This window comes from Halomonas sp., from assembly GCF_014859505.1.
In the GTDB taxonomy this organism is placed as follows: Bacteria; Pseudomonadota; Gammaproteobacteria; order Pseudomonadales; family Halomonadaceae; genus Halomonas.
Window position 1 is genome coordinate 1 of record NZ_JACUUD010000170.1, and the last position, 4,858, is coordinate 4,858.

General features: G+C 66.6%; 5 protein-coding genes. 1 reads left to right on the top strand and 4 read right to left on the bottom strand.

The genetic code is table 11. The features are described 5' to 3' along the window. The 4 genes from IBX53_RS14590 to IBX53_RS14605 form a co-directional block, all read right to left on the bottom strand. A partial coding sequence (locus IBX53_RS14590) for a DUF3524 domain-containing protein (RefSeq protein ID WP_290910643.1) occupies positions 1–1,017 on the bottom strand: 1,017 nt, incomplete at its 3' end. Next, on the bottom strand, positions 1,017–2,024 hold the full coding sequence (locus IBX53_RS14595) for an ArsA family ATPase (protein WP_290910646.1): 1,008 nt from the start codon (positions 2,022–2,024) through the stop codon (positions 1,017–1,019). The genes IBX53_RS14590 and IBX53_RS14595, both read right to left, overlap by 1 nt. Before the next feature lie 7 nt (positions 2,025–2,031). After that, positions 2,032–2,334, bottom strand: coding sequence for a cory-CC-star protein (locus IBX53_RS14600; RefSeq protein WP_290910649.1), 303 nt, complete (start codon positions 2,332–2,334; stop codon positions 2,032–2,034). 14 nt (positions 2,335–2,348) lie between these two features. Then, on the bottom strand, positions 2,349–4,025 hold the full coding sequence (locus IBX53_RS14605) for a carbon starvation protein A (RefSeq protein ID WP_290910652.1): 1,677 nt from the start codon (positions 4,023–4,025) through the stop codon (positions 2,349–2,351). 246 nt (positions 4,026–4,271) lie between these two features. Here IBX53_RS14605 and coaE point away from each other — a divergent pair. Further along, positions 4,272–4,858, top strand: a 587-nt coding sequence (coaE, locus tag IBX53_RS14610; RefSeq protein ID WP_290910655.1) for a dephospho-CoA kinase, incomplete at its 3' end; no start/stop codon positions are given.

Consider the following 4,858-nt stretch of genomic DNA (forward strand, 5'->3'; position numbering starts at 1 on the left):
CTCGGCATAAAGTTCGGGGAAGCAGAGCCGATCGGGGACCAGGGGCAGGCAGCCGTGCTGGGCGGCTTCCATCACCGCCAGCCCCTGGCGAGTGCCGTCGTAGCGATAGGCCTCGGCATAAAGTTCGGGGAAGCAGAGCCGATCGGGGACCAGGGGCAGGCAGCCGCGCTGGGCGGCTTCCATCACCGCCAGCCCCTGGAACTCGTGCCAGGTGGTGGAGACGACGATCGCCCCCTCCCCCAGCAGGGCACGATATCTCTCCCCGGGCTGCGGGCCCCAGGCGACCAGCCGTTCGGCCAGGCGCTCCCGCGCCGCATCGAATATCGGTGGATGCTGGCGAAAGCGCTGTCCCATCACCGCCAGTTCGAAATCGATGCCGCGGTCATCCAGCGCCAGGAGTGCCGCGAAGAACTCCTCGGGATTCTTGTCATACTCCCAGCGATGGTTCCAGATGATGAGCCGGCCATCGCTCTGCGTCTCGCCATGCGCCGTGTCGGCGTCGATGGGCACCGGCAGGACCACCGCGCGTTCCCGCAATCGCTCCAGGGTCGCCGCCGCTGGCAGGTTTTCGGGCATGCGCTTGAGGAAGGCGCGCGCGCCATCCACGAAGCTGTCGCGGTTGTAACGGGTATTGAAGACGACCTGGTTGGCCGCCAGGGCGCTGTAGAGGTTGACCATGCGCGCCTCCCCCTGGGGACGCTGCCCGCTGGATTCCGGATAGGCGAACTGGTTCTCGTGGAAATAGACGATGCGCCTGGCAGCGCCAAGTCGAGGGTAGAGCCCCACCAGGGTCGCCAGGTCCACCATCGAGGTGGCAAGCACCACATCGTAGTCCCTCGACAGCGCCTCATGCTCCTTGAGCATCCAGCTCAGGGGATTGCCACGAATCCGCCAGCGAAAATGCCGGGGCGGGAGTTCGAGCAGCGTCCATTCCACATCGTCGAGATGCCTGACCAGACCGTGCGCCCAATGCCGATGGCTGACCGCCGTGTAGGCTGACAGCAGCAGCGCTCGCATCAGAAGCCCCTGTCCGTGAGCAGGTCGGCGAGCTGGTCCAGGATCTCGAGGCCCTGGACATCGGTGGGCAGCCAGGGCAGCCGCGGACGCGGCAGGTGGCCCAGTTCCTCGTCGATGCGGGTCAGGTAGGTCGCCTCCTGCTCGCGGCGGGCGCGCAGGAACTCCCCGTCGGCCTCCTCGGGGATCACCCGGTTGACCACGACCCCGGCCACCGGCACGTGCGCCTCCTCGAGGGTCGCCACGGCACGGGCGGTCTCGAGGATCGGCAGCCGCTCCGGGGTCAGCACGAACAGGAAGCCGGTCTCCTCCGCGTTCTCGATGCGCCGCCTTGCCCGGTGGAAGAGCCGCCGGCGCTCGATCAGCGTCTTCGCCACGTCGCGGGTCTTCTCGTCCAGATCGGCGAGCGGGTCCTCCTTAGGATCGTCGAAGGGGGTGGCCACGTCGCGGCCGCGCTTGGGGGTCAGGTGAGAGAGCACCTTGCCCAGTTCCTCCGACTTGCGGTTGTGGGCCAGCAGGCCGTCGGTCCAGGCGGCCATCGCCTCGGGCAGGGTCAGCAGGCGCAGGGTGTGGCCGGTGGGCGCGGTATCGAAGATGATCAGGTCCCAGTCGGCCTCGTCATCGGTGATCAGCCGCGAGAGCCGCTCCAGCAGCGCCGCCTCCTGGGTGCCCGGCGACTGCCGGGTCAGGCGCATCTGGCGCTCCAGCTCCTTCATCATCTCGGGGGCCGCATAGCGGCGCATCTGCTCGGTGACTCGCGCCAGGTGGGCCTCCACCTCGACGTCCGGGTCGATCTCCATGGCGTCAAGGTTGGGCAGCAGCCGGCGCGGGGTGTCGCCAAGCTCGCGATCGAAGACGTCACCGAGGCTGTGGGCCGGGTCGGTGGAGACCACCAGTACCTTCCTGCCGCGCCGCGCCGCCAGCACCGCCAGGGCCGCGGCCACGGTGGTCTTGCCGACCCCGCCCTTGCCGCCCACCCACAGCAGGCGTTTGTTCAGCAGTTCCTTCATGAGAGCCTCAGCAGCACTTGAAATGGTCCAGCGGCGAGCGCTCCATGCCCATGCGCCGATGCCAGTCGTGGAAACGCGCCAGCAGCAGCGGCTGCAGCTCCAGGGTGTAGTAGGCCGCCGGGTTGGGCACTCCCATCATCTCGGAGAACACCAGCAGCATGAAGAGGTCATCCTCGTCTCGGCGGGCGCGGGCGATGGCGCCCCGGTAGCGGGAGGAGTAGACCTCCTCCGCGAAGAAACGGGCCTGGCTAAGCCAGGCCCGAATCCGCTCGAGACGAGGATCATGGCCGCGGTCATGATCATCGTTCATGGGTCACTCCTTCATCACTTCTGCTCGGCGGCCATCTCCGACCGAGAGCGCTTGAGCGCCGAGGCGCACTCCATGGCCACCATGATCGCCGCCACCAGCACCACGATATCAAGCACCAGCAGGAACATGTTGCCCTGCTGATAGAAGGTGCGCAGCTGGATCAGCAGCGCCGCGATGGTCATCACCAGCAGGAAGCAGAGCGGCGCCAAGGTGTACCACATCGGGCGACGCAGGCGCACCAGCATCACGGTGATCACCAGCAGGGTCAGGCCCGCCAGCAACTGGTTGGTGGTGCCGAACAGCGGCCAGATGATCAGACCACCGGAGCCGTCGGCACCGCCGGCGCCGAAGGCCAGCAGCAGGCAGCTGCCCACCGCCAGGAAGGTGGCGATGGCCGGCTTCTTCATCCACGGCTGGTTATAGATCTCGCCCCACTCCTGGAAGATGTAGCGCTGCAGGCGCAGGCCGGTATCCATGGTAGTGCCGGCGAACAGCGCCGCCATCACGGTGAGCAGGGTCGCCGCGGTGGCTTCCGGCAGGCCGATGCCGTTATGGATGATGAAGGCGCCGCCCTCGACGAAGGCATTCACGCCGCCCTGGCCGAAGGCGCTGTACATCGCCTCCCAGTCGCCGAAGGTGGCGAAACCGGCGGTGGCGGCCAGGATCGCGGCCAGCGCCAGCATGCCCTCACCCACGGCCCCGAAGTAGCCGACGAAGCGGGCGTCGGTCTCCTTGTCGAGCTGCTTGGAGGTAGTGCCGGAGGAGACCAGGCCGTGGAAACCGGAGATGGCGCCGCAGGCGATGGTCACGAACAGCAGCGGCAACAGCGACGGCGTGCCGGCCGGCACGTTGGTATTGAACGCCGGGGCCACCAGGGTCGGGTTCATCAGCACGATGGCGCCGTAGAGGATGATCAGGCCGATGAAGAGCTGCAGGCCATTGATGTAGTCGCGGGGCTGGAGCAGCACCCAGACCGGCAGCAGTGAGGCGATGGCGGCATAGGCAAACAGGATCAGGATCCACACCGCGTTGCCGGAGAAGCCAGCCACCTCGGCGGGCATCTGGATCGGCACCGAGGGCCCGATGCCGATCAGCGCATAAAGCGCAATCACGCCGAGGATGGAGACCATCGGCAGGCTCAGCACGCGGCGGTAGATCAGCTGGCCGATGACCAGCGCCACCAGGATCGCGCCCCACACCGGTACCACGGCGCTGGAGAAGTTCATCATCAGGCGCGCGATCACCACGGCGAACACCGCGTTGACCATCAGCAGCACCAGGAAGATGACGATCATGAAGATGCTGCGGGCGCGCTTGCCCACCACGTCGCCGGTCAGGGCGCCGACGGACTTGGCCTTGTTGCGCACGCTGGCCCAGATGGCACCGAAGTCATGAATACCGGCGAAGAAGATGGTGCCGAACACCACCCACAGGAAGGCCGGCAGCCAGCCCCAGATCACGGCGATGGCGGGCCCCACGATGGGTGCGGCCCCGGCCACCGAGGTGAAGTGGTGGCCCCACAGCACGAAGCGGTTGGTGGGCACGAAGTCGACGCCATCCTCGTACTCGTGGGCGGGCGTCTTGAAGTCGGGATCCAGTCGGTAGATCTTCTCGGCAATGAACTTCGAGTACAAAAAGTACCCCGCAGCCATCGCAGCAAGACCCAGGACCAGAACAACGATGGCACTCATGCGACTCTCCTAGTTGCAAAGGTTGGGAAACCTGATGGGATCAAATGAGACAGCTGATGCCTCTAAGGGCACCTCGCGGTCTAATGGTCTTACCTTACCCATGGCAAGTCCATGACCCCGCATAAATTAACCGCCAACTTGCGACCAAAGTCGTAGGATCGACACTCACTCGCTCTTCATTGCCAAACTCCATAGACTGTATGGACCCACAGCATCGGCTGACGACACCAAGCAGAGAGTGACGAGATGATCATAGGCGTGACCGGCGGCATCGCCTCGGGCAAGTCCACCGTGGCCCGGGCATTCGAAGCCCTGGGCGTGCCCTGGGTGGACGCCGACGACGTGGCCCGCGAGGTGGTCGAGCCCGGCGAGCCCGCCCTTGCGGAGATCGCCGAGCGCTATGCTCGTGAACAAGAGCCCGGGGTGCTCAACGACGACGGCACCCTGAACCGCCGGGCGCTCAGGGAGATCGTCTTCGCCGACCCGGCCGAGCGCCGCTGGCTGGAGTCCGTCACCCATCCGCGCATCCGCGCTCGGCTGATCGAGCACCTGGCGCGCCTCGAGGCCTCAGGCGCCCCCTACGTGCTGCTGGTCTCGCCGCTTATGTTCGAATCTGGCCAGAGCGAGATGGCCGACCGCTGCCTGGTGATCGACGTCCCCGAGTCGCTGCAGATCGAACGCACCGCCGCCCGCGACGACGTCGACGAGGCCCAGGCCCGCGCCATCGTCGCCGCCCAGATGCCCCGCACCGAACGCCTGGCCCGCGCCGACGATGTGCTGGACAATAGTGGCAGCGAAGACGAGATGCGCCGCCGGGTCGCCGAGCTGGATCG

What these genes read in the sequence shown, in the direction of transcription:
- IBX53_RS14595 (WP_290910646.1), bottom strand. Translation starts at nt 2,024, where the DNA reads ATGAAGGAACTGCTGAACAAACGCCTGCTGTGGGTGGGCGGCAAGGGC.
- IBX53_RS14600 (WP_290910649.1), bottom strand. Translation starts at nt 2,334, where the DNA reads ATGAACGATGATCATGACCGCGGCCATGATCCTCGTCTCGAGCGGATT.
- IBX53_RS14605 (WP_290910652.1), bottom strand. Translation starts at nt 4,025, where the DNA reads ATGAGTGCCATCGTTGTTCTGGTCCTGGGTCTTGCTGCGATGGCTGCG.